General features: G+C 65.3%; 22 protein-coding genes and 1 tRNA gene. 14 read left to right on the top strand and 9 right to left on the bottom strand.

What is annotated here, in order from left to right; genetic code table 11:
- Positions 1-7 precede the first annotated feature (7 nt).
- Positions 8-1,123 (top strand): histidinol-phosphate transaminase, encoded by a 1,116-nt coding sequence (hisC, locus tag GGC65_RS13675; protein ID WP_192647676.1) that lies wholly within the window; start codon positions 8-10, stop codon positions 1,121-1,123.
- On the top strand, positions 1,120-2,025 hold the full coding sequence (locus tag GGC65_RS13670; protein ID WP_192649535.1) for a prephenate/arogenate dehydrogenase family protein: 906 nt from the start codon (positions 1,120-1,122) through the stop codon (positions 2,023-2,025). Before hisC ends, GGC65_RS13670 begins: the two co-directional genes overlap by 4 nt.
- Positions 2,026-2,123: 98 nt before the next feature.
- On the opposite strand, the gene GGC65_RS13665 is transcribed toward GGC65_RS13670, so the two are convergent.
- Genes GGC65_RS13665 through ftsE form a run of 4 tightly spaced genes read right to left on the bottom strand, consistent with a single transcriptional unit; the run spans position 2,124 to position 5,005 of the window.
- On the bottom strand, positions 2,124-2,855 hold the full coding sequence (locus tag GGC65_RS13665; protein ID WP_192647675.1) for a lysophospholipid acyltransferase family protein: 732 nt from the start codon (positions 2,853-2,855) through the stop codon (positions 2,124-2,126).
- 11 nt (positions 2,856-2,866) lie between these two features.
- Entirely contained in the window at positions 2,867-3,397 is a 531-nt protein-coding gene (locus tag GGC65_RS13660) for a YdcF family protein (RefSeq protein WP_192647674.1), read from the bottom strand.
- Positions 3,394-4,299 (bottom strand): cell division protein FtsX, encoded by a 906-nt coding sequence (locus GGC65_RS13655; protein ID WP_192647673.1) that lies wholly within the window; start codon positions 4,297-4,299, stop codon positions 3,394-3,396. The genes GGC65_RS13660 and GGC65_RS13655 overlap by 4 nt, the downstream gene beginning before the upstream one ends.
- A gap of 10 nt (positions 4,300-4,309) precedes the next feature.
- On the bottom strand, positions 4,310-5,005 hold the full coding sequence (ftsE, locus tag GGC65_RS13650) for a cell division ATP-binding protein FtsE (protein ID WP_225940814.1): 696 nt from the start codon (positions 5,003-5,005) through the stop codon (positions 4,310-4,312).
- A gap of 194 nt (positions 5,006-5,199) precedes the next feature.
- On the opposite strand from ftsE, the gene GGC65_RS13645 reads away from it, so the two are divergent.
- The gene (locus GGC65_RS13645; protein WP_192647671.1) at positions 5,200-5,967 is read left to right on the top strand and encodes a zinc-ribbon domain-containing protein; all 768 of its coding nucleotides are present in this window, start codon (positions 5,200-5,202) and stop codon (positions 5,965-5,967) included.
- Between the two features lie 31 nt (positions 5,968-5,998).
- Here the strand turns inward: GGC65_RS13645 and GGC65_RS13640 are convergent, their stop codons facing one another.
- Positions 5,999-7,060 (bottom strand): YeiH family protein, encoded by a 1,062-nt coding sequence (locus GGC65_RS13640; protein ID WP_192647670.1) that lies wholly within the window; start codon positions 7,058-7,060, stop codon positions 5,999-6,001.
- Between the two features lie 102 nt (positions 7,061-7,162).
- Here GGC65_RS13640 and GGC65_RS13635 point away from each other — a divergent pair.
- From GGC65_RS13635 to GGC65_RS13620, 4 genes are all read left to right on the top strand, one after another.
- A tRNA-Arg gene (locus tag GGC65_RS13635) sits at positions 7,163-7,239 on the top strand.
- 51 nt (positions 7,240-7,290) lie between these two features.
- Entirely contained in the window at positions 7,291-8,499 is a 1,209-nt protein-coding gene (locus GGC65_RS13630; protein WP_192647669.1) for a CoA transferase, read from the top strand.
- Positions 8,500-8,504: 5 nt separating this feature from the next.
- On the top strand, positions 8,505-9,719 hold the full coding sequence (locus GGC65_RS13625; protein WP_192647668.1) for an acetyl-CoA C-acetyltransferase: 1,215 nt from the start codon (positions 8,505-8,507) through the stop codon (positions 9,717-9,719).
- A 2-nt stretch (positions 9,720-9,721) separates the two neighbouring features.
- Positions 9,722-11,314 carry an acyl-CoA dehydrogenase family protein gene (locus tag GGC65_RS13620; RefSeq protein ID WP_192647667.1) on the top strand — a complete coding sequence of 531 codons (1,593 nt, stop codon included), beginning with the start codon at positions 9,722-9,724 and terminating at the stop codon, positions 11,312-11,314.
- On the opposite strand, the gene GGC65_RS13615 is transcribed toward GGC65_RS13620, so the two are convergent.
- From GGC65_RS13615 to GGC65_RS13600, 4 genes are all read right to left on the bottom strand, one after another.
- Positions 11,311-12,438, bottom strand: coding sequence for an alginate lyase family protein (locus GGC65_RS13615; protein ID WP_225940813.1), 1,128 nt, complete (start codon positions 12,436-12,438; stop codon positions 11,311-11,313). The genes GGC65_RS13620 and GGC65_RS13615 overlap by 4 nt on opposite strands.
- A gap of 43 nt (positions 12,439-12,481) precedes the next feature.
- Positions 12,482-13,531 carry an alginate lyase family protein gene (locus GGC65_RS13610; RefSeq protein WP_192647665.1) on the bottom strand — a complete coding sequence of 350 codons (1,050 nt, stop codon included), beginning with the start codon at positions 13,529-13,531 and terminating at the stop codon, positions 12,482-12,484.
- Positions 13,532-13,713: 182 nt separating this feature from the next.
- Positions 13,714-16,653, bottom strand: a complete 2,940-nt coding sequence (locus tag GGC65_RS13605) for a TonB-dependent receptor (protein ID WP_192647664.1) — start codon at positions 16,651-16,653, stop codon at positions 13,714-13,716.
- A gap of 168 nt (positions 16,654-16,821) precedes the next feature.
- Positions 16,822-17,973: a glycoside hydrolase family 105 protein gene (locus GGC65_RS13600; protein ID WP_192647663.1), complete on the bottom strand. Its 1,152-nt coding sequence runs from the start codon at positions 17,971-17,973 to the stop codon at positions 16,822-16,824.
- Between the two features lie 345 nt (positions 17,974-18,318).
- Between GGC65_RS13600 and manD the strand changes: the two genes are divergently transcribed.
- The 7 genes from manD to GGC65_RS13565 all read left to right on the top strand — a co-directional run bounded on the left by manD (position 18,319) and on the right by GGC65_RS13565 (position 23,163).
- Positions 18,319-19,530, top strand: a complete 1,212-nt coding sequence (gene manD, locus GGC65_RS13595; protein WP_192647662.1) for a D-mannonate dehydratase ManD — start codon at positions 18,319-18,321, stop codon at positions 19,528-19,530.
- Positions 19,530-20,435: a DUF4861 family protein gene (locus GGC65_RS13590; protein WP_192647661.1), complete on the top strand. Its 906-nt coding sequence runs from the start codon at positions 19,530-19,532 to the stop codon at positions 20,433-20,435. Before manD ends, GGC65_RS13590 begins: the two co-directional genes overlap by 1 nt.
- Positions 20,436-20,468: 33 nt before the next feature.
- Positions 20,469-21,176 (top strand): FadR/GntR family transcriptional regulator, encoded by a 708-nt coding sequence (locus GGC65_RS13585; protein WP_192647660.1) that lies wholly within the window; start codon positions 20,469-20,471, stop codon positions 21,174-21,176.
- 105 nt (positions 21,177-21,281) lie between these two features.
- Positions 21,282-21,761 carry a helix-turn-helix transcriptional regulator gene (locus GGC65_RS13580; protein ID WP_318780169.1) on the top strand — a complete coding sequence of 160 codons (480 nt, stop codon included), beginning with the start codon at positions 21,282-21,284 and terminating at the stop codon, positions 21,759-21,761.
- A gap of 57 nt (positions 21,762-21,818) precedes the next feature.
- The gene (locus tag GGC65_RS13575; protein WP_192647659.1) at positions 21,819-22,193 is read left to right on the top strand and encodes a hypothetical protein; all 375 of its coding nucleotides are present in this window, start codon (positions 21,819-21,821) and stop codon (positions 22,191-22,193) included.
- Between the two features lie 25 nt (positions 22,194-22,218).
- Positions 22,219-22,632: a hypothetical protein gene (locus GGC65_RS13570; RefSeq protein ID WP_192649533.1), complete on the top strand. Its 414-nt coding sequence runs from the start codon at positions 22,219-22,221 to the stop codon at positions 22,630-22,632.
- Between the two features lie 27 nt (positions 22,633-22,659).
- Positions 22,660-23,163 (top strand): MarR family winged helix-turn-helix transcriptional regulator, encoded by a 504-nt coding sequence (locus GGC65_RS13565; RefSeq protein WP_192647658.1) that lies wholly within the window; start codon positions 22,660-22,662, stop codon positions 23,161-23,163.
- Positions 23,164-23,205: the final 42 nt, after the last annotated feature.

Raw genomic sequence — 23,205 nt, 5'->3', positions numbered from 1 at the left:
GCGCGGCATGACCGATCACAGCGCCACTCTCACCCCGAAGCCGTGGATCAGCGGCATCGCTCCCTATGTTCCCGGCAAGTCGGCCGGCGCCGATGGGCGTCCGTTGATCAAGCTCTCCGCGAACGAAAACCCGCTCGGGACCGGTGAAAAGGCCCGCGCGGCCTTCGCTGCGGCGCAGGCCGCGCCCGATGCGCTGTCGCGCTATCCCGATCCGGGCTCGGTCGAATTGCGCGAGACGATCGCCGCCAAGTTCGGGCTCGATCCGGCGCGCGTGATTTGCGGTAACGGATCGGACGAGCTGCTTCACCTCGCGGCGGGCACCTATGCCGGCGCCGGCGACGAGATATTATACGTGCGCTACGGTTTCGCGGTGTACGAAATCGCGGCGCGGCGCGTCGGCGCGGTGCCGGTCGAGGCCGACGACAAAGATTATGCGACCGACGTCGATGCGCTGCTCGCGGCGGTGACCGACAAGACGCGCGTCGTCTATCTCGCCAATCCGAACAATCCCACGGGAACGCTCGCGACGCGCGAAGAGGTGGCGCGGTTATACGCCGGGCTGCCGAAGAATGTCCTGTTCGTGATTGATCAGGCCTATAGCGAATATCTGTCGGACGCCGAAGATGACGGCGGGCTCGAACTCGCGAAGACGCAGCCGAACGTTTTCATCACACGCACCTTCTCGAAGATCCACGGGCTGGCCGCCGAACGCATCGGCTGGGGCTATGCAGCCGCCGATGTGATTTCGGCGCTGCACCGCATCCGCCTGCCGTTCAACGTCACGCGCGCCGGGCAGGCGGCGGCGGTCGCGGCACTCGGCGACGAGGAATTTGTGCGCCACAGCCGCGAGCATAATGCGAAATGGCGCGCCTGGCTGGCTGGCGAACTTGAAAGCCTCGGCAACCACGGTCTGCGCATCGTGCCGTCGGCGTGCAATTTCCTGCTTGTGTTGTTCGAGGGCGATGTGAGCGCCGAGACTGTCTACAACCGGCTGATGGAGGCGGGCTATATCGTCCGCTGGCTGCCCGGGCAGGGATTGCCCAATGCGCTGCGCATGACGATCGGCACCGAGGACGAGACGCGCGGGCTGGCGGCGGCGATCCGCGCGGCGCTCAACGGCTGATGGCGATAGATCGCGTCGCAATAATCGGATTGGGCCTGATCGGCTCGTCGATCGCGCGCGCGATCAAGGAGCGCTTGCCGCAGGTGGCGGTGACCGGCCATGACGCCAGCGCCGAGGTACGCAAGATCGCCCGCGAACTCGGGCTTTGCGATACGGTCGTCGATGATCCGGCGGTCGCGGTAGTCGACGCAGACCTTGTGATTCTGGCGGTGCCGGTCGGCCGGATGGCGGATGCGGCCGTCGCGATCGCGCCGGGGCTAAAGCCCGATGCGATCATTTCTGATGTTGGCTCGTCGAAGGCCGGTGTTGCCGAGGCGCTAGCGAAGGCGCTGCCCGGTCATGCCGTCATTCCGGCGCATCCGGTCGCGGGTACCGAGAACAGCGGCCCTGCGGCCGGCTTTTCGACGCTTTTCGAAGGGCGCTGGTGCATCGTCACCCCGGGCGCGGACGCGTCCGAAGACGCCGTGACGGCACTCATCGGCTTCTGGCAGGCGCTGGGCGCCAAGGTCGAGACGATGGACGCCGCGCACCACGACATGGTGCTCGCGGTGACCAGCCATTTGCCGCACCTCATCGCCTATACGATCGTCGGCACCGCGAGCGAGCTCGAAGAGGTCACCGAGAGCGAGGTGATCAAATATTCGGCAGGCGGTTTCCGCGATTTCACGCGCATTGCGGCAAGCGATCCGGTGATGTGGCGCGACGTGTTTCTCGCCAACAAGGATGCGGTGCTCGCGACGCTCCAGCGCTTCAACGAGGATCTGACCGTGCTGCAGCAGGCGATCCGCCGCGGCGACGCCGACAAGCTCGAGGACTGGTTCACGCGCACGCGCGCGATCCGGCGGTCGATTATCGAACAGGGACAGGATGATGCCGCGCCCGACTTCGGGCGCAAACACTAGTCGAACCTCAATTTCCGTTCGTGTCGAGCGAAGTCGAGACACCCATCTGGATAGCGCAAGACTGACAGGCATCTCGACTTCGCTCGATGCGAGCGGGCTTAGTCGGTTTGGGTAGCCTTCAGCAACGCTTCGGGCGGGTTCAGCGCGTTGATCGCGCGCCATACGCGTTCTTCGGCTTCCTCGCGCGGCAGACCCGCGGGGATCGTCTCGCCGACCTTGTAGGTGATCGTGCCCGACCATTTGACCCAGCGGCGCGGCGGATAGGCGATGCCGCTGTTCACCGCGACGGGGATCACGGGTACGCCGAGCAGGCGATAGATGCCGGCGAAACCCGAACGCAGCGGCGGCGCCTCGCCATGCGGAATGCGCGTTCCTTCGGCGAACAGCACCAGCGGACGGTCCTTGGCGAGTGCAGCCTTGGCGGCAATCAGCATCGCGCGCATCGCCTTGCCGCCGCCGTCGCGATCGACAGGGATCAGGCCATAGAAATGCGCCGCCTGTCCCCAGACGGGGATGTTGAACAGCTGTTCCTTTGCAAAGACGGCCGGATGCTTGAACAATCCCGGCTGTTCGATCGTCTCGAACGCGCCTTCATGCTTGAAGACATAGAGCACCGGAATGTCGGGCATGTCGCCCTCGACGACAATTGTCTGGCCCAGCACGAAGCGGCAGATCAGCCGGTGGAATTGCGCCCAGATGCGGACGAACCAGATCGTCGCCTTGTGCGAGATCGGCAATGAGATCACCGCGCCGATCGAACTGAAGCTGCTCATCAAGACGAACAACAGCCAGAACAGGATCGAACGGACGAGGGCGATGGTGTAGCGCATCGGCGCGGTTCTTAAAGGCCGAGGAGGCCGCCCGCCAGCCCCGCGAGATATTTATGATATTCGCGAAACAGCGTTGCGAAATTGGGCTGGCTGCGCACCGCGTCGGGCAGGATCGTCACCTTGTCGCCGACCGCGCGGCCGATTTCATATTCGGCGCGGCGCATGTGCCAGTCGGTGGTGATCAGCCGGATGCTCTTATATTTGCGGCGCTCGGCCCAGGTCGCGACCTCGGTTGCGTTCGAGCGCGTGTCCTCGGCCTCGAACCCCAGTGCGATGCAGCAGTCGAACAGCTTCATCGGGCGCTTGTAGGTAACGGCGAGTTCGCGCGGCTTCACCTCGCGCGCGACGCCGCTGATCAGCAGACGTTTGGCGTCGCCGGCCTCGAGCCGTTCGAGTGCGCGGTCGATGCGTCCGGGCCCGCCGGTAAGCACGACGATCGCGTCGGTCTTCTGCGCGGGCGCGGGCAGCGGCAGCAGCAGCGCGAACCATGCAAAGCCGAGCACCCAGGCCAGAAACAACAGGGAAATCAGGCGCTTGATCATAGAATCTTCTTGAGCGCGGCGAGCAGGGTCTGCCGCGCCGTGAGAGCGGCTAGCGCGATAGCCAATAGCGGCAGCGCCAGCAAGAGCGCCCAGCCCGCGGGCCCGAGCGAGGCGGTGGCGGCGAGGCCCGATGTGACACCCGACCATTGCCAGCCGATGAGCAGCAGGATCGCGGCGGCGACGGCGGTGCCGAGCGCGATGCCATAAGCGGTGTCGATCGCGATGCGGCGCTGGAACAGCCGCGTGATCTGGCGATCGGTCGCGCCGATCATGTGGAGCATCTCGATCGTCGGAAAATGCGTCGCGAGCGCGGCGCGCGCGGTCATGATCACCACCGCCGCGCTGGCAAGCGTCATCAGCAGCACCATGCCGCCGGCAATCCACGCGAGCGAGCGGATCAGCCGCGCGACCGGGCCGAGCCATTCGGCGTGCGGGATGATCCGCGCACCGGGCGCCTCGCGCGCGACCAGCGCCCGCAACTGGCGCAAAGGACCGGTGCGGTCCTCGCCGACGAAGTCGATGTCGACGAGCGCAGGGAGCGGAAGCGATTTTAAAACCGGATCGTCGCCCTCGGCGCTACCGAACCATTGGCCGAGTGTCGCCTGCAGCTCCTCCTGTTCGACCGCACGCGCCGAGCGGACGAACGGCTGGGCGGCAGCGGCGCGGCGGAGTGCGGCGGCTTGCTCGGCGCGCGTCACCGGGTTCGCGGTGACGATCTGCACCGTCACGCGCCCGGCAATTGCAGCGCCGATCGCATTCGCTGACCGCGCGAGCCCCACGCCGGCGGCGGCGGCGAGCAAGGTCAGCATCATCAGGATGGCGATCACCCACGGCGTCGGCCCCGACAGGCGGCGGTCGGGAAGCAGGCGGCGATGCTGGACGGGAACGCGCGGGATGATCATGGGCGGCCCATCACGTCCGGTTCGCCGGCGGATAGCGCAGCGCGCCGGTGGGGTCGGCAAGCCGCCCCTTTTCGAGCCGCATCATCTGCGCATTTTCGATGCGGCTGATCAGGTGGATATCGTGCGTCGCGACGACAACGGTGGTGCCGAGGCGGTTCAAAGCCTCGAACAGTCCGAGCAGACGCATCGCCATCTCGGGATCGACGTTGCCCGTCGGTTCGTCGGCGACGAGCAATTGCGGGCGTGCGATCACCGCGCGCGCGATCGCGACGCGCTGTTGCTCGCCGCCCGACAGCGTTGCGGGACGCGCTTCGGCACGGTCGCCGAGGCCGATCCAGCTCAGCATTTCACCCACAGGACCCGACAGATCCTCTTCGCTGACCCCCGCGATGCGCAGCGGCAGCGCGATATTGTCGCGCGCCGACAGGTGCGGGATCAGGCGGAAGTCCTGGAAGACAACGCCGATCCGGCGGCGGAAGCCGGGCAGGCGGTGGCGCGGCATCGCCACCAGATCCTCGCCGAACAGGCGCACGATGCCGCGGCTCGGCCGCTGCGCGAGGTACAGCATCTTGAGCAGCGAGGTCTTGCCGGCGCCCGATGCGCCGGTGAGAAAATAGAAGCTGCCGGGCTGGAGATTGAAGCTCACATCGCTCAAAATCTCGGCATCGGGGCCATAGCGCAGGCCAACGCCGTCGAATTCGACCATAGCCCCCCCGGGCCGCGCGGGTGCGCTATCCGTCATGGCGTCACCGGCACGCTGTGTCGCGCCTGCGTCGGGTCAAGGAACAGGGGCGCCGGTCGGCTCATCAGGCAGCATCTCGCACGGCTATCCACAGAGGACAAGGCGCGAGTGTGACGCAAGGCTTGCAACGCGCGAATCGGCGTGTTTAGAGGAAGCCCATGATCCTTGCATGCCCGTCCTGTCACACGCGCTATGTCGTTCCCGATACGGCGATCGGACCCACGGGCCGCACCGTGCGCTGCGCCAATTGCCGCCATAGCTGGTTCCAGGAGCCGAACGCCGCGGCCACGACGGCGGTAGCCGCGCCCGCTCCGACTGCGCCGGAACCGGTCGCTGCACCTGCGCCTGAAGCGCCGCCAAGACCGGCCGCGACTTATTCCGACTATCCCGAACCCGACCCGGCGCCTGCGCCGGTTCCGTCGAGTTTTGCTGCTGAACCGGCACGCCGCGCCGCGCCGCCCATCGACGATGCGCCATTGCCGTTCCGCCGTCCACGGCGCAATCCGGCGAAGCGCTGGACGATCATCGCGGCGAGCGCTGCGGCGCTGATGCTCGCGGCGACCGGGGGCCTGATGTATTTCGGCCTGCCGAGTTGGGCGCAGGGGCTGGGCTTGCCGGGCGGAGTCGACGAGCCCGACCTCGTGATCGAACTGCCGCCGAACCAGGATCATCGCGAACTCGCCGACGGGACGATCTATTTCGCTGCGTCGGGGGTGATCATCAACCCGACCGACCGCGAACAGCGCGTGCCGCCGATCCTCGCCGAACTGCGCGATGCGCAGGGGACGATCGTCTATAGCTGGACGATCAAGCCGCCGGTGCGGATGTTGCCGCCCAATGAAAAGGTCAATTTCAGCGAAGCGAAGCTCGACATCCCGCGCCGTGCGACCCAGCTGACCGTCAGTTGGGCGCTGCCGAAAGGCTGAAACTCAAAGACGTTGCGGTGACGTCGGGGCGTCACAGGCTGAGCGCGGCGGCGAGCGAGAGCAGGAAACTCGTCAGTGTTGCGACGATGATCGGCGCAAAACTGCGCCATCCCTGATCGAGCAGCAGATGGAGGCGCGCTTTCATTGCAGTGGCAACGATCGCGAGCAGCAACAGCGCCTGCGCGCCGGTCGCGGCGCCATCTTGAGCTATCTTGGGGATCGCGATCAGCGAATTGAGCGCCGCGACGCCAAGGAATCCGAGGATAAACCAGGGCAGGCGCAGCGGAATGCGTTTTTTACCATCGCCTTCGCCGCTGCGGCCGAGCCAGAGCGCGACGAGCATCAGCATCGGCGCCAGCAGCGCGACGCGCGTCAGCTTGACGATCGTCGCGACTTCGCCCGCCGGCTGCGAGAAGGAAAAGCCGCCCCCGATCGCCTGCGCGACGTCGTGGATCGACGCGCCGATCAGGAATCCCGCCTGTGCGTCGGTCAGCCCGAGTTCCGCCGCGAGCACCGGATAGAGCGTCATCGCGAGCGCGCTCGCGACGGTGATCCCGACGAGGGTCAGGGTGAAACGCGCCTGATCGACGCGTTTGTCGCCGATCAGCGAATAGAGCGCGAGCGCCGCCGACGCGCCGCAGATCGCGGTCGCGCCGCCTGCGAGCAGCGCGGCGTGGCGGTCCTGCGCGAAAAACCGCGCGCTGGCCACGGTCACCAGGATGACCGCGAGCATGATGACGACGAGCAGCGCGAAGGGCAAAGGCCCGAGTTCGACAAGCTGTTCGGCGGTGATGCGCGCGCCGACGAGCACAATGCCGATACGCAGCGCGGTCTGCGACATAAGGTCGAGCCCCGCATGGGTGCGCTTGTCCTGCGAAAGGAAGCTCATCGCGAGGCCGATCAGCAGCCCCATCAGCACCAGCGGCGCGGCATAATGGTCGGCAAGCCACGCCGCCGCGAGCGCGGCGATGCCGGTGACGAGAATACCCGGCAAATAGTCGCGCCAGCGCCGTTTTGCGGGCGGATGCGCCTCTAGCTGCATCTCGCCATAAAGATCGGCAGCCATCGGCCAGCCCTGTTCGGTTGATTTCACGCCATATGCCCTCTGCCCATACGCCGCGCTTCGCACATCGCCGCGCCTTGGTCGATAGGCCATTGCTGGCGCGGCGCGGGCTTGCTAGGAGCCGCGCTCTGCGCACCCGTAGCTCAGCTGGATAGAGCGCTGCCCTCCGAAGGCAGAGGCCAGGGGTTCGAATCCCTTCGGGTGCGCCAGATAGCCTCAACCGGCGGTTTCAGCCGGAGACTTCGGGAGACAGGCGCCGGATGTACGACCTGCTGGCCGGCCTGTCGGTGATCGAAGCGTCGTCCTTTGTCGCCTCCCCGACCGCCGGACTTTACTGCGCGCAAATGGGCGCCGAGGTGGTCCGCGTCGATCAGATCGGCGGCGGCCCCGACTTTCGCCGCTGGCCGGTGACCGAGGCCAATGATTCGCTCTATTGGGAAAATCTGAACCGCGCGAAAAAGTCGGTCGCGCTCGACCTTGGCCGGCCCGAGGGGCGCGAGCTACTACAGGCGTTGGTGCGCGCGACGGGGCAGTTCATCACCAACTTTCCCGTGGGCGGCTTCCTGTCGCATGATGTGCTGGCGGGAGGGCGGACCGACCTGATTACCGTGCGGGTGATGGGCTGGGCCGACGGGTCGCCCGCGCTCGACTATACGGTCAATAACAGCGTCGGTTATCCGATGCTCACCGGCGCCGGCGCCGAGCCCGTCAATCATGTGCTGCCCGCGTGGGATCTGCTCACCGGCGCCTATGCGGCATTTGCATTGCTCGCGGCGATGCAGCGCCGCGCGGCGACCGGGGAAGGCGGCGAGGTTCGCCTGCCGCTGTCCGATGTCGCGATCGGCACGGTCGCCAACCTAGGTGGCGTTGCCGAAATGCTCTATACCGGCGCGAACCGCCCGCGCCTCGGCAACGCGGTCTACGGCCTGTTCGGGCGCGATTTCGTCACCGCCGATGGCCAGCGGACGATGATTGTCGTCGTCACCCCGCGCCAATGGGCCAATCTCGTGGCCGCACTGGACCTTGGCGATGCCATCGCGGCGATCGAGATGGAACGCGACGTGTCCTTCGCGACTGACGATGGGCTCCGCTTCATACATCGCGACGCGCTCTATCCGCTGTTCGAACATGCGATCGGCACCCGCGATCACACCGACCTCGCCGCGGTCTTCGATGCGGGCGGCATCGTCCATTCACCCTATCGCACGATGCACGATGCGGTGCGGGACCCCGCGCTCGTCGCCGACAATCCGATCTTTGGGCACGCCGCGAACCCTAGCGGTTTCGCCTATCCCGCCGCGGGCGCTTTTGCGACGTTGCCGCAGGCGGAGCGCCAGCCGCCTGCGCCCGCACCGCGCAATGGCGCGCATAGCGAGGAAATATTGAGCACGCGCCTGTCGCTTTCGTCGGGCGAGATTGCGCGGCTGATCGATGCCGGTATCGTGGGCATCGCAAACACTGGAGATTGAACATAATGACCCTGCGCCGCGCCGCCATCGTCGCCCCGATCCGCACCGCCGTTGGCAAATTCGGCGGTAGTTTGTCTTCGCTGACCGCAGGCGACCTGGGCGCGGTGATCCTGAAGGCGCTCGTCGAGCGGACGAAGATCGACCCGGCGCGCGTCGACGATGTCGTGTTTTCGCAAGGCTATGGCAATGGCGAGGCACCGAGCATCGGCCATTGGTCGTGGCTCGCCGCGGGGCTGCCGCTCGAAGTGCCGGGGTACCAGCTCGACCGCCGCTGCGGGTCGGGGCTGCAGGCGGTGATCAACGCCGCGATGATGGTGCAGACGGGCATGTCCGACGTCGTCGTCGCGGGCGGGGTCGAATCGATGTCGAACGTCGAACATTATTCGACCGACATCCGGAAAGGCGTTCGCGCGGGCAACCTCACGCTCCACGACCGGCTGACGCGTGGCCGGGTGATGTCGCAGCCGGTCGAGCGTTTCGGTGTCATCACCGGGATGATCGAGACCGCCGAAAATCTGGCGAAGGATTACGACATCAGCCGCGAGGCGTGCGACGCCTATGCCGTCCGCAGCCATCAGCGCGCAGCCGCCGCTTGGGCGAACGGCCTGTTCGACGACGAGCTGGTGCCCGTTTCGGTGCCGCAGAAGAAGGGCGATCCGGTCGTCTTCGCGCACGACGAGGGGTACCGCGCCGATGCGACGATGGAGACGCTCGGCAAGCTCCGCCCGCTCGAAGGCGGGGTCGTCACGGCGGGCAATGCGAGCCAGCAGAATGACGCCGCGGCGGCATGCCTTGTCGTCGCCGAGGACAAGCTCGACGAACTCGGGCTGACGCCGATCGCCTGGTACCACAGCTCGGCCGCGGCGGGCTGCGACCCCAGCCGGATGGGTATCGGGCCGGTGCCCGCGGTCGAGCGGCTGTTCGCGCGCAACGGCCTCGGCTGGGGCGATATCGACCTCGTCGAACTCAACGAAGCCTTCGCGCCGCAGGTGCTCGCGGTGCTGAAGGGGTGGGGCTGGTCGGAAGGCGACGCCCGCAACGAAATTCTCAACGTCAACGGATCGGGCATCTCGCTGGGGCATCCGATCGGCGCGACCGGCGGGCGTATCCTTGCGAACCTGACGCGCGAACTGGTGCGCCGCGATGGGCGTTACGGGCTCGAGACGATGTGCATCGGCGGCGGGCAGGGTATCGCCGCGATCTTCGAGCGCGCCGCCTGACCATGAGCGATCTGCGTGAGGCGTTGGCGGCGGCGCAGGCCTATCGCGCCGCGGCCGAGGCTGCGCTCGCCGAGCGGCTGGCGCAGGCGCCGATCGATCGCGAGCAGCGTGCGGCGCATGGCTTTGCGTGGGTCGCGACGACGGTAGCGGCGCTCGAGGCGGTGTTCGCATGGCGTGAGTCCGGCCGGGACTCGAACCCGCTCGATGCGAAGATCGCGACACTCGCGTTCGCCGAGGGGATCGGTCAGCTCGTCGGCGGATTGCCGATGGGACAGAATGAGATTTTCCGCCCGGCCGACCTTGGCCTCGGCGTCGCGGCGCGGGTGCTGGCCGAGGCTTGCGCCGAGCTGCTCGACGCCGATCATGCAGTGACGCGCGCCGAGGTGGCCGCCGCGCTCGCCGAAGGGCATTGGCCTAGCGAGACGTTGCACGATGCCGACCTGGATTCGATCCGCGATCAGTATCGACGTTTTACCGATGCCGAGATCGTCCCTCATGCCCATGGCTGGCATCTCGCGAACCGCCTGATTCCCGACGCGACGGTGCGGGCGATGGCCGACCTCGGCACCTTCGGCGTGTGCATCCCCGAAGAATTTGGCGGGCTCGGCCTGTCGAAGCTGGTGATGTGCATCGTCACCGAGGAATTGTCGCGCGGCTGGATCGGCGCGGGGTCGCTCGGCACGCGGTCGGAGATCGCGGGCGAGCTGATTGCGACGGGCGGCACCGATGTGCAAAAGGCCGAGTGGCTGCCGCGGATCGCGAGCGGCGAAATTTTGCCGACGGCGGTGTTCACCGAACCCGATGTCGGATCGGACCTTGGGTCATTGCAGACGCGTGCGCGCCGCGACGGCGATCATTGGGTGATCGACGGTGCGAAGACCTGGATCACCCACGCCGCGCGTTCGGACCTGATGACCTTGCTCGCGCGCACGCTGCCCGACGCAAAGGGCTATGCCGGGCTGTCGATGCTGCTCGTCCCCAAACCGCGCGGGAGCGAGGCCGATCCCTTTCCCGCCGCTGGCATGAACGGGAGCGAGATCGAGGTGCTCGGCTACCGGGGGATGCGCGAATATGCGCTGCAATTCGACGCGATGACGGCGCCCGCCGACGCGCTGCTTGGCGGCGAAGAAGGGCAGGGGTTCAAGCAGCTGATGCGCACCTTCGAGGGCGCGCGCATCCAGACCGCCGCGCGCGCAGTCGGGGTTGCGCGGCGCGCACTCGAACTCGGGATCGACTATGCGGTCAGCCGCAAGCAGTTCGGCAAGGCGATCGTCCATTTCCCGCGCGTCGCCGACAAGCTCGCGATGGGCCTCGTCGATTTCGTCGCCGCGCGCGAGCTCAGCTATGCCGCCGCGCGTGCGAAGGACAGCGGCAAGCGCTGCGACATCGAGGCGGGGATGGCGAAGCTGCTCGCCGCGCGCGCCGCCTGGTCGAACGCCGATGCGAGCCTGCAGATCCACGGCGGCAACGGCTATGCGCTCGAATATGAGATCAGCCGTGTGCTCTGCGATGCGCGCATCCTCAACATCTTCGAAGGCGCCGCCGAAATTCAGGCGCAGGTGATCGCGCGCGGGCTCGTTGGCGGGCGCAACTAGAGCCAGAGCAAGGGCTGGCGGACGGGGAAGTTGCGCACAACCTCGCCGATCGCGGGGTCGGGGTCCAGCCGGTGCCATAACTCCAGCCAGTCGGTGCGTTTCAGCGCGATGCCGCCGAAGAGCAGGCTCGGCTGGCGGACCGGAAAGCCGTCCCAATATTCGATATCGGGGGGTAGCGGCCATTTCGCCTTGTCGGCGATATAGGGCGCCATCCACGCAATCGCGCCGCCTATCGAGCGGCCGTCGGGTGTCTTCCAGTCGATGAGGTTGCCACCGCCGAGCAGCCACGCCGACGCGGCGAGCACGTCGAGGTTGAAGAGCGAATAAGCATAGGGCTTGGTCCGCGCGAGTTCGAGCGGCTGGCGGCCGTCGGGCTCGATCTGGGTCGGGACGATGATCGTCTTCAAGCGCGTCCGTGCATCGTCGAGTACGTCGGCGCGGCCGAGCAACGCGGCGAAGGAGGCCGCTTGCAACAGCCAGCAGGTGCCGTGATTATTCTTCTCGTCGCGTTCGGTCGTTCCGAAGGGCGAGGTGGTCAGCCACCCGAGATAGGCGGCAAACCAGCCTTCGACGCCCGCCCGGATCGCGGCATAGCCCGGCGCTTCATCACGCGCGAACAGCGCCGCGGCGCGCGCGACTTCGACGATCTGCAGCGTGTCGATGACGCCGATCGCGCGGCCGCTGTTCACGCCGATGATCGCCTGCGCGTGGTCGAGGTTCGGGTTCATCCGCGTCTTCGGGTCGACGAACCATGCGGCCAGGTGACGCATTGCGGCGTCGGCGAAACGGCGGTCGCGGGTCAGATCCCACAAGGCCGCGAGTGCCGGGACGGTACGACCGAAAGCGATCAGCGCGTCGCGGTGGCCGTCGAACTTGTCCGGGTTCGAACGACCGTCACGGCGCACATAGGGACCGCTCGGGTTCGCCGGGTCGGGCCACCAATAATCGCCTTCCGAATAATAGTCCTGAGGTCCGGCCGGGCTGCGCGTCGCGGGGATCGCGGTGATGGTGCGCGGGGGCACGGCAAGCAGGACGTTCTTTTGTGGAAGAAGCCGGCGGCGCTCGATCCCGCGAATGTCGAATGCTTTCGGCGATTGCGCCCATGCCGCTGGGGTGGCCAGCAAGGCGGCGATAAGCAGGGAGCGGCGCGCGATCATTGTCTGACCTTTAAGGGATGCGATAGCGCAGTAACAGCTCGCCGCGGACGGTGCGGGGGTAGGCGCCCGGACCCCACGCAGACTCGGCGCGGACGAGCAGTTCGTCGAGCGTGTCGGCGGGCCAGCCCTGCTCCTTGTACGGCCAGTCGGCGGCGCGGCCGCGATAGGCGGCGACATAGTTGGTCGCCTTGCGCAGCGAGCGCCCCTTTTCCTCGGCGCGATAAAGGTCGATGCCGAGGCACGCCGCGCTGTCGGCGACGCTATAGGCCGCACCCAGCGCATAGAGCGAATAATGGAAACTGCGCGTCCGCGTCAGCTCCTTGGGCAGCGCGCCCGAGGCGTCGATCTGTTGCGCGATCCGTCCCTTGGGGAAGGCAAGGGCGATCCTGCGCGCGATCTCCGGCTTGCGCGCGAAGAGCGCGAAGCGTGCGACCTGCGCGTCGTACCACAGGCCGTGATTGTTCGAGGCCTTGCCCTCGGCCCTGCCGTTGGCACTTTCCAGCATCCAGTCGACATAGCGCGCGAACCAGCCTTCGAGCGCCTTTGCTTCGTCCGGCGTCACCGCCCCCGACGGGCCGATAAGCCCCACGGCGTCGATCACACCGATAAAGCTCGCGCCGTCGAGCACGCCTTCGGGCCGACCGTTCGAGACGCCGGGTACCGCCTGCGCGAAATTCATGTTCGGGTTCATGCGCGTCGCGGGATCGAGGAACCAGGTGCGGATCACGCGCGCCGCACCCTCGGCATATTTGCGCTCGCCGCTGTAATAATAAGCGAGCGCGAGCGTGTCGGCCTCGCGTGCCATGCGGCTCAGCGCGCTGCGGTCGAAGCGGTCGCTTTCGATATCGGGATTGGTGTCGCCGTCGCGGCGCACATAGGCGCCCTTCGGATCGGCGGGGTTCGGCCACCAGTAGCGCGCGAGGCTGACATAATCGTGGCGGTCGCCCGACACGGGGATGCTGCGCTTATCCATTACCGAGGCGGGTTTCGCCGCGAGCGCCTTGTCGGCACGCGCGACCAGGTCGCGGTAAGCCGAACCGATCGCCGCGTCGGTCGGCAATGCCGCCTTGATCGCTTCGAGGTCGCCCGGACGCAGCGCGAAGGTACGGCGCCCATCGAACGAGGCTGAATAGCCCTCACTCGCCTTGCACGCCGAATCTGGGGAAAAAGCCGCCGCCGCGGACGGAAGTAACGCGGCGGCGGCCAGTATAGCCCAAGGGAGTCGGGCTAAAGTCGTTCGCTTCACAGGCGGACCCGGAAGCCGAAGAAATATTGCGGGCCGCTACGCGACACCTCGGCGATGCTGTCGTAACCGCCCTTGTACATGATATCCTGCGTGTTCGTGACGTTCAGCGCTTGCAGCTTCAGCTGGACATTCTTGGTGATGTCATACTGCGCCGAGAGGTTCAGGTAGGTGCCGCCGCGGATCTCGCGGTTCGTGCCGCCGTTGGGTTTGTAATAGCCCGAGCGGTAACGAAGGTTCGCGCGGAGCGAGAGGCCCCATTTTTCGAACCATACCGATCCGCTTGCGGTCCATTTCGACAGGCCGATCAGGTTGGCCGGATCGACATAGTCGGCGATCGGCGACGTGTCGGGATATTCGAAATTGGCGAAGGCGCGGTTGACCGATCCCTGGACGCCAAAGCCGTCGAGCGGGTCGGGCAGCCAGGTGAAGGCGTGGCTTGCGGTCGCCTCGATCCCGTAGAGGTGCCGTGTCTCAAGGTCGTTCGACGGCGCAACAGGATTGATCGTGAAGGTCTCGGTCACCGGTGCGCCGCCGTCGCGGATTGTCGTCACGGTGATGTCCGACGGGATCGGTTCGGAACGGCCGATCACGGTGCCCTTCGCCCATTTATAATAGCCCGCGACCGAGATCAGCGTGTCCTGCGACGCGTAAAGTTCGAGGCTGGCGTCGAGGTTCCATGCGCGCAGCGGCTTGAGGTTCGGGTTGCCGGTCGTGGCATTGAAGATGATGTTGTCGACGCCCGTCGCCGATGTCGTCGGGTTGAGGTTCACCCCCGCGCCGAAGCTTTCGATCCCCGACCGCGCGATCGCGCGATAGGCGGCGAGGCGCAGCTTGACCTGATCCGACAGGTCGAACGCAACGTTCGCCGACGGCAGGAAATAATTGTAGCTGCCCTTCGCCTTGTTCGTCTGGAGCGTGCCGCCCGGGTCGACCCCGATCGAATAGGTGTCGCCGACCGTGTCGATCACGATTCGATAGGGTTGGCGGAAGCCGATCGAGGTGATGTCGGTCTTGACCCAGCGCAGGCCGATGTTGCCGCTTACCGGTACGCTGCCCATGTCGGATTCGAAATTGGCCATCGCATAGGCGGCATAGATGCGCTCGGTGACGTCGATGTCGCTCGGATCGCGGCCGTCTTCGGGATATGGCAGCGCGTCGTCCGAACCCGCGAAGGTGCGGAACAGGCAGTCATTGTCGAAGGTCGCCCATTTGGTGACGTTCGTGCCCATGCCCTTCATGTAACTGGTGGTGGTGAAGGGGACGCGGCAGTTCTGGTTCGCCTGTGTGATCAGCGCGGTCACCTGCGCGGGCGTACCGGGGATCGTGTTGAGGTCGTTGTTGCGCGCATTGTCGTTGGTGCGGTGATGGTCCGATACGCGCCCGCCGACCTTGATCCCGGTAAAGAAGCCGTCGAGTTCGCGGTCGATGTCGAGGCGCGCAGCCCAGATGCGGTCCTTGCGATCGGTGACGAAGCGGTTGCGGGCATAAACCGCCGTATTGCCCGTCGCGAGGAACAGATTGGGGTCGGTGATGTCGAAATTGTCGAACTGGACGACCGGCACGACATCGTCGTCTTCATAGGTCAGCGTATAGCCGACGCGGCGGGTCGAGCGCATGCGCGTCTGCTTCTGCGTCTCGGTGCGATGGCTGTTCGAATAGGAGGCGTCGAACGCAACGTTCCAGCGGTCGGGCGACCAGATCAGGCTCAAACCACCGCCCAGATATTCCTCGACGCGCCGCCGCGTTTCCAGCTGGTTTTCGAGGTTCGAATTGCCGCGATAGCTCATCAGCGCGCCGGGCGAATAGCCGTTACTGCCGTTGCCGATAATCAGCGGCTGCACCCCGCGCAGCCCTTCGGTGATGCCAAGGACGTTGCGATCCTCGAGGCTGTTGCGCTTCGAATATTGGCCGTCGAGCGAAATCTCGAAATCGGGCGACGGGCGCCACTGGATCGCGCCGATCAGGCCGTCGCGTACTTCGGACGTCGTCTGGGTGCGGAAGCTGCGCGACGAATTGGCGAAATAGGCATCGCCCCGCGTCTCGCCGACGAGGACGGGCGTCGCCCCGGTGCTCGGCGCGACCGAGCGCGGGCCGGTCGCGAAGGTGCAGTTGGCGCCGGCACCCGCAGCGACAAGCGCGGCCGCCGAACCCGTCGTCAGCGTGGGATTGTTCGCCGAAGTGTTGCAGAGCTGAAAGGTTGCGTTGGCGTTGTAATAATCCTCGGGCGCGGTTGTGTCTTGCCGCTGATAACCGATCGACACGCCGATATCGCCGAGCCCGGTGGTGAACTGATCGGTGTAAGAGAAGTTGGCGCGGTAACCGAGCCCGTCGTGCTGATAGACGTCATTGTCCTGCGGCTGGAAATCGCCGCGCACTTCGAACTGGATACGGCGCTTGCCATAATCGAGCGGCTTCATCGACCGGAGCTCGATCACGCCGCCGACGCCGCCTTCGAGAAAGTCGGCGCGTTGCGATTTATAGACGAGGACGCCGTTGACGAGTTCGGACGGGAATTGCTGGAAGGCGACCGAGCGGTCGGGCCCCGCGGTCGACACCTCGCGGCCGTTGAAGGTCGAGAAGCTGAGCGTCGGGCCAAGGCCGCGCACCGACAGTTCGTTGGCGTTGCCCTTGAAACGGTCGGCCGAGACGCCGACGATACGTTCGAGCGTGTCGCCGACCGAATTGTCGGGGGTCGCGCCGATCTCGTCGCTGACGAGGCCATCGACGACGACGTCGGCGGCGCGCTTGAATTCGATCGAGCTGCGCTGCGTCGCGCGCGTGCCAGTGACGAGGATTTCATCGCCGCCATCCACCGCCGCAGGCTGTTCGCTTTCGATGGTCTCGGACGCCTCTTGGCTCCAGGCGGGGGTGGCTGCAACCAGCGCGGCCGATGCGAGCAGCGCGGCGCGGGTCATCATGACCGGACGTAATTTCATAATCCCTCTCCCTGTTTCGCCGGTCTGATGCTGGCGATAAAGTTGCTACCGGTGTCATCTCTCGACGGAGAAATTGCCACCGGTGTCAACGCAAGATGTAATACAACTTTTGGTGCGAAGTCAATTGCACTGCGGATTCCCGCCGATCCGCGGCCTTATCGCCGGTTTTCAGCGCTTCTGGCGCTTCTGCGACAGATCGTACATGGCCGTTCCGGCAAGCAGATAGGCGCCCGAGCCATAGAATTGCGTTTCCTCGGCGGCGACGCTGTCCGGGCGGTCGCCGACCTGCTGGACCCAGCCGAGCATGCCGTCCTTTTGCACCGCGCGCTGCAACGCAGCCCAGCCGCGAATCGCCGCCGGCTCATACGCCTTGCGATCGAGCAGCCCGTTGTCGACGCCCCATGCAAAGGCATAGGTGAAGAATGCGGTGCCGCTCGATTCGGGCGGCGTGCCGGGGTCCTGGTCGAGCAGCGAGGCGGGCCAATAGCCGTCGGCCTTTTGCAGCGTGACGAGCTTTGCCGCCATCTTCTTGAACAGCCCCTCATAATAGGGGCGCTGCGGGTCATCCTTGTCCAGCACCTGCAACACGCGGACGAGGCCGCCCATCACCCAGCCGTTGCCGCGGCTCCAGAACAGCTTGCGCCCCTTGGTATCGCGCTGGTCGAAAAAGCGGCTGTCTCGGAAATAAAGGTCTTCGCTCGGGTCGAAGAGATAGTCGGTCGTCGCTTTCCATTCCTGGTGGACAAAGTCGGCGTAGCGCTTGTCGCCTGTCGCAATGCCGATGCGCAGCATCGTCGGTGGGGCCATGAACAGCGCATCGCACCAGCACCAGCGCTCGGTGCACAAAGAATAGCCGCCGCCCGGCTGGGTGGGGATGAATTCGAGACTGTTGGTGCGGCGGTTGGCGAAGACATTGTCGAAATAGGCGCGCGCGGGCACGAGTGCCTCGGCGTCGCCGCCGTTGCGCGCAGCCCATTCCCATGCCTGCGCGATCAGTTGGTCGTCGGCGTGAAAGGCGAGTTTGCCGAGTTGCCATTTCTGCGCTCGGCCGAGTTCGACAACCGGGTCGCGATATCGCGCGTCGCGTTCGGCGAGGTCGGTAAGCGCGACCCAGAAGGTCGCCTGCTGCCAGTCGCGCGGCTCGCGCACGCTCGGCCGCGCGGCGGGCATCTTGTCCCACGCCTCGCGGTGGGCCAGCTGCCAGTCGGCGACGCGGCGCGTCTGCGCGAGAATGTCGGCGGGTTTCGGCATGACGGGTTCGGCCGGGGCGGCGACCGCGGCGGGCGCGGACATCATCAGGGCAAAGAGGCTCAGCGACATGAGGTTTCCTTTACAGCGGCTGGGGCGATCGAAGAGAGGGGGATGCGCGGCGACTTCGATCCGTTTTCGATGACCGGTCGGTGGCCGGACCCGGTTGGCGTCGGCGATAAATCGGGTCGCGCCATGTCCTGCCGGCGGCAGCAAACGCAGTCGAAACGGACAACAGCATAGCCACGGACAGGCCTGCTACGGCGATGGCGCCAGGCGCTCCGCATCACTCGACCCTCTCCCTTACGAACCGGTCCGGCTTTTCAGCCTTGACACCGGTGACATATGTCTTTCCTTTTAGGCTGGAAGTCAATAATGTTGTCACACAACTAGCCCAAATGGCCATGAGGGGATGGAATGCCGAAGATCGTGTCAGCCCGGGTGATACTGACCTCGCCGGGCCGCAATTTCACGACGCTGAAGATCGAATGCGACGACGGCACGACCGGCGTTGGCGACGCGACGCTCAACGGCCGCGAGCTCGCGGTGGCTGCCTATCTGTCCGAGCATGTCATCCCGTGCCTGATCGGGCGCGATGCGCACCGCATCGAGGATATCTGGCAATATCTCTATAAGGGCGCGTACTGGCGGCGCGGTCCGGTGACCATGGCGGCGATCGCGGCGGTCGACATGGCGCTCTGGGATATCAAGGGCAAGGTCGCGGGGCTACCGGTGTACCAGCTGCTCGGCGGGGCAGCGCGCGAAGGGTGCATGGTCTATGGCCATGCGAACGGCACGACGATCGCCGACACGATCGAGGCGGCGCTCGATTATCAGGAGCAGGGCTATAAGGCGATCCGCCTGCAATGCGGCGTTCCCGGCATGGAGTCGACCTATGGCGTCAGCCAGGACCGCTATTTCTATGAGCCCGCCGACAATGACCTGCCGACCGAGAATATCTGGTCGACGAGCAGATATATGCGCGTCGTGCCCGAATTGTTCGCGGCGGCGCGCGAGGCGCTCGGCTGGGACGTCCACCTGCTCCACGACATTCACCACCGGTTGACCCCGATCGAGGCGGCGCGGCTCGGGAAGGATCTGGAGCCCTATCGGCCCTTCTGGATCGAGGATGCGACCCCTGCCGAGGATCAGGAGGCGTTTCGCCTGATCCGCCAGCACACGACGACACCGCTGGCGGTGGGCGAAATCTTCTCGTCGGTGTGGGATTGCAAGGCGCTGATCGAAAACCGGCTGATCGACTATATCCGCGCGACGGTGCTCCACGCGGGCGGCATCACGCATATGCGCCAGATCGCCTCGCTTGCAGACCTCTATCAAGTGCGCACCGGCTGCCACGGTGCGACCGACCTGTCGCCGGTGACGATGGCGGCGGCGCTCCATCTCGGGCTAGCGATCCCCAATTTCGGCATCCAGGAATATATGCGCCACACGGTCGAGACCGACACGGTCTTCCCGCACGCCTATCGCTTCGCGGATGGGATGCTCCACCCGGGCGAGGCGCCAGGGCTCGGGGTCGACATCGATGAGGCGCTTGCGGAAACTTTTCCTTATGCCCGTGCCTATCTGCCGGTGAACCGGCTCGAGGACGGAACGATGTGGAGCTGGTGATGCGTTTGATCTTTCTTGCCCTTGCTTTGCTCGCCTCGCCGGTGGGCGCGCAGGAACATAAACCGATGCGACCCGCGACGGCCGACGAGCAAAAGGCGCGCGCCGCAGTGGTGGTCGCCGATTATCGTTTCGACGACCTGCTTTGGGAAAACGACCGCATCGCGTTTCGCATCTATGGCCGTGCGCTTCAGGCGGCCGAGCCGCCTTCCTCGTCGGGGATCGACGCGTGGGGCAAGCGCGTGCGCTGGCCTTTCATGGACCGGCAATTGCGCACCGGCGACCAACATGCCGACCATGGCGAGGGGATCGATTTCTACAATGTCGGCACCGGGCGCGGTGTCGGCGGGCTCGGCATCTGGTACGATAACAAGCTCTGGACGTCGCGTAATTATGTGCGGCCGCGCATCCTGCAATCGGGCCCGGGCGTCGCCGATTTCTCCGTCGATTACGAGCCATGGCCGGTCGATACGCTGCGCACAGTAAGCGAGACGCGGCGCTTCACCCTGCCGGCGGGAACCAACTTCACGCGGATGACCTCGACCATCGCGTCGAACAGCGGTACGGAGATGGTCGTCGGCATCGGTATTTCAAAACGGCCGATCAATGGCAGCAAGCTCGGCGAGGTTCGGAAAGACGAGGCCGGTGCCCGCATGAGCTGGTGGGGCCCTGCCGACGGCGAAGGCGATAGTGGTAAGGGACGGATGGCGGCGGCGGTGATCGTCGACCCGGCGAGTTTTGCGGGTTTTGCCGAGGATGCCGACAATGTTCTGATCCTCGTACGCGTCCAGCCCGGTCGGCCGTTCGTCTATTATAGCGGCGCGGCGTGGGACCGCGGCGGGGACTTTGCGACCCGTGAGGCCTGGAATAGCTATGTCGACGCGCAGCGGCCCGATTTCCGGCCCTAGCCAGTTTCGCGGTGCGATGATAACGCATCATCCATGGCGATAACCAAGGCGGCGTCGCTGGCAGATGATCTGGTCCAGCGCTTCGAGGAACAGATCGAAACGGGCGAGATGCCCGTCGGATCGCGTTTCCCGACCGAAAAAGAGATAACCGAGACGTTCGGGGTCAGTCGCACCGTGGTGCGCGAGGCCTATTCGCGGCTGTCCGCGCGCGGATTGCTCGAATCGCGGCGCGGGTCGGGGGCCTATGTTCCCGATGGCGCTCAATATCGCGCGTTTCAGGTCACCGCCGAGGAGATCGGCGAGATCGACGACGTGCTGAAACTGCTCGAAATGCGCATGGGTTTCGAGGCCGAGATGGCTGACCTGGCAGCGCGGCGCCGAACCGACGCCGATCTGACGGCGCTACGCCGCACGCTGGCGGCGATGGAAGAAAGCAGCGACGTCGATGCTTCGATCGACGCCGACGCGGCCTTTCACGCCGCGATCGCGAGTGCGACCGGCAATCCTTATTTTCTGCGCTTTACCCAGTTTCTTGGCGTGCGGCTGGTTCCGTCACGGCGGTTATATCTGCAGGGCGACGATCCGGTCCGGCACCAGCGCTATGCCCAGACGATCAACCGCGATCATGAGGCGATCGTGGTCGCGATCGAGGCCGGCGACCCTGTCGCGGCGCGGCGCGCTGCCCGTCGGCACATCGAAAAATCGATCCTCCGTTATCGCACGCTCAAGGAGCGCCGGTAACCGGGCGCCGAATCGAGGCCGCGACGATGGCCGAGAATGGGTCAAAGGGGAAATTAGCTATCTCCTGACCTTGATTTCGACTCGTGATGCTCTATTCCAACGGCCGTGCAAGGCGATCCCGACAATTACATCAGCCTGCTGTCTGCCGCGCAGATCGAAACGTTGCGGCATGTTTATGAGCACAAAAATTCCAAGCAGATCGCGCGGCTAATGAACGTCTCTCCGCACACCGTCGATGAGCGGGTGCGCCGGGTGTTAAAAAAACTTAATGTTTCTAACAGGATAGAGGCTGCGCGGATTCTGGCGGTTAACGGTGTCTTCGATCATGTTACCCCTTATCAGCCTTTGACATATCAATTGATCGACCTTGGCGAGGTTGCTCCGCCCCCCGATGCGGATGGGGGGCGCAGTTCGTTTCGGCGATTTTTCGATATAGGTTCGCCATTTCCTACCGCGTCCCAGCCGGCCAACCGGCATGGGTTGATGGAAAGGATAATTTGGCCGATTTTGATCGCTTTTGCGACGATATTGGCCTTCTCCGCCCTCTATTCGATCCTTGTCGGACTCGGTCGTGTTCTGACCTGATGTTCGAACGAATGCTGCGGGGGGGAACCGGTAGCATTCTTTTTCAAGGAAAAAGCTATGCTGAATCAACGAGTTTCTGCAGCGAAGAAGATCGCTTCCGACCTGCATTTGGCCGAAGACGCCATCGACGAAGCGATGATCCGCATCGCCCAGCTCGCCGCGACGCTGCCCACCGCGCGCCGCGAAACCAACATGTCGGCGATCGTCGGCCAGGACGCGATGGCCAAGGTCGCGCATGCGCTCGCCGCCGCCGGCGAAGTCCGCCAGCTGCTCACCGATGCGCATCTGGCGCTGACGGTGACGCAAAAGGAAGTCGGCCTCGGCACGCGCATGTTCGGTGCGGGCGTCAAGCCGGCCGCTGCGAAGCTGGTCGACGAAGGCAGCAACGATCATTCGGGTATCGACGCCGCGTCGTTCGCGAAGGCCGGTTGATCCGCAAGAAAGGTTGACAGCCACAATGTGGTCCGTGGCGATCTATTATATTGTCCTGTTCATCACGGTTGCCGTCGCGGTCAAACGCGGCGGGCCGCTTGAACGCTGGGCGGCCTATACGGCCTTGATCGCCTCGGTCCTCACCAGTGCCCTGACGCCTTTTCCGACCTGGACCGATATTGAACTGAATATCTTCATCATCGACGTGCTGGTTTTGCTGAGCTTCTGGTTCATCGCGATGCGCACGCAGAGTTTCTGGCCTTACTGGATTACCGGATGGCAATTGATCGCCATTTTCGGCCATATTCAGAAGTTCATGTTCTCGGAGATATTGGCGCGACCTTACTCGCTCCTCTCAGTCTATATATCGTACCCGATCCTGCTGCTGATCATCTATGCATCGGGTTCGTCCAGTCGGCGGAGTGAGGTTACGGCCTGATATGTGGCTCCCCAGGGGCATCGTCACATGCAGCAATTTTCGAACCAAGAAATTGCCGAACTGAAATCGCGGGTCGACCAGATCCATGACCTGCTTGCGGGCCGCGGCGAGGAATCGCCCGTCGCGACGTTGCGCGCGGTCGACAGCAGCCGACCCGAGGCGCTCCAGAAAACGGGGCTACTCGACCAGCTGTCGTTCAGCATCCAGATACGCCGCATCCGCCGCAGCCATTTCGGCAGCACCGAAATGTCGGGACCGGTGTGGGACATGATGCTCGACCTGATGCTCGCTGGTGCGCACGGCCGTGTGCTCAGCGCCAGCGATCTGGCGACCGGCGCGGGCGTCCCGCTGTCGTCGGGCCTCCGCATGATCAGCGCGCTCGAACGGCTGGGTTTGGTGCATCGCTCGATCGACGAGCGCGACCGGCGCCGCACGATCGTCCGGCTCACCGACATCGGGACCGAACGCATGGCCACCTATTTCGAAAAAATCGGCGCTGCCTGGCAAAGCGCACAGACACTCGCCGCGTAACCCCCTCGACCGGGTGCGGGCCGACTGGTCGCGCGCGCCGCA

This window comes from Sphingopyxis sp. OAS728, assembly GCF_014873485.1.
GTDB lineage: Bacteria > Pseudomonadota > Alphaproteobacteria > Sphingomonadales > Sphingomonadaceae > Sphingopyxis.
This window is presented reverse-complemented; position numbering and strand designations above follow the sequence as displayed.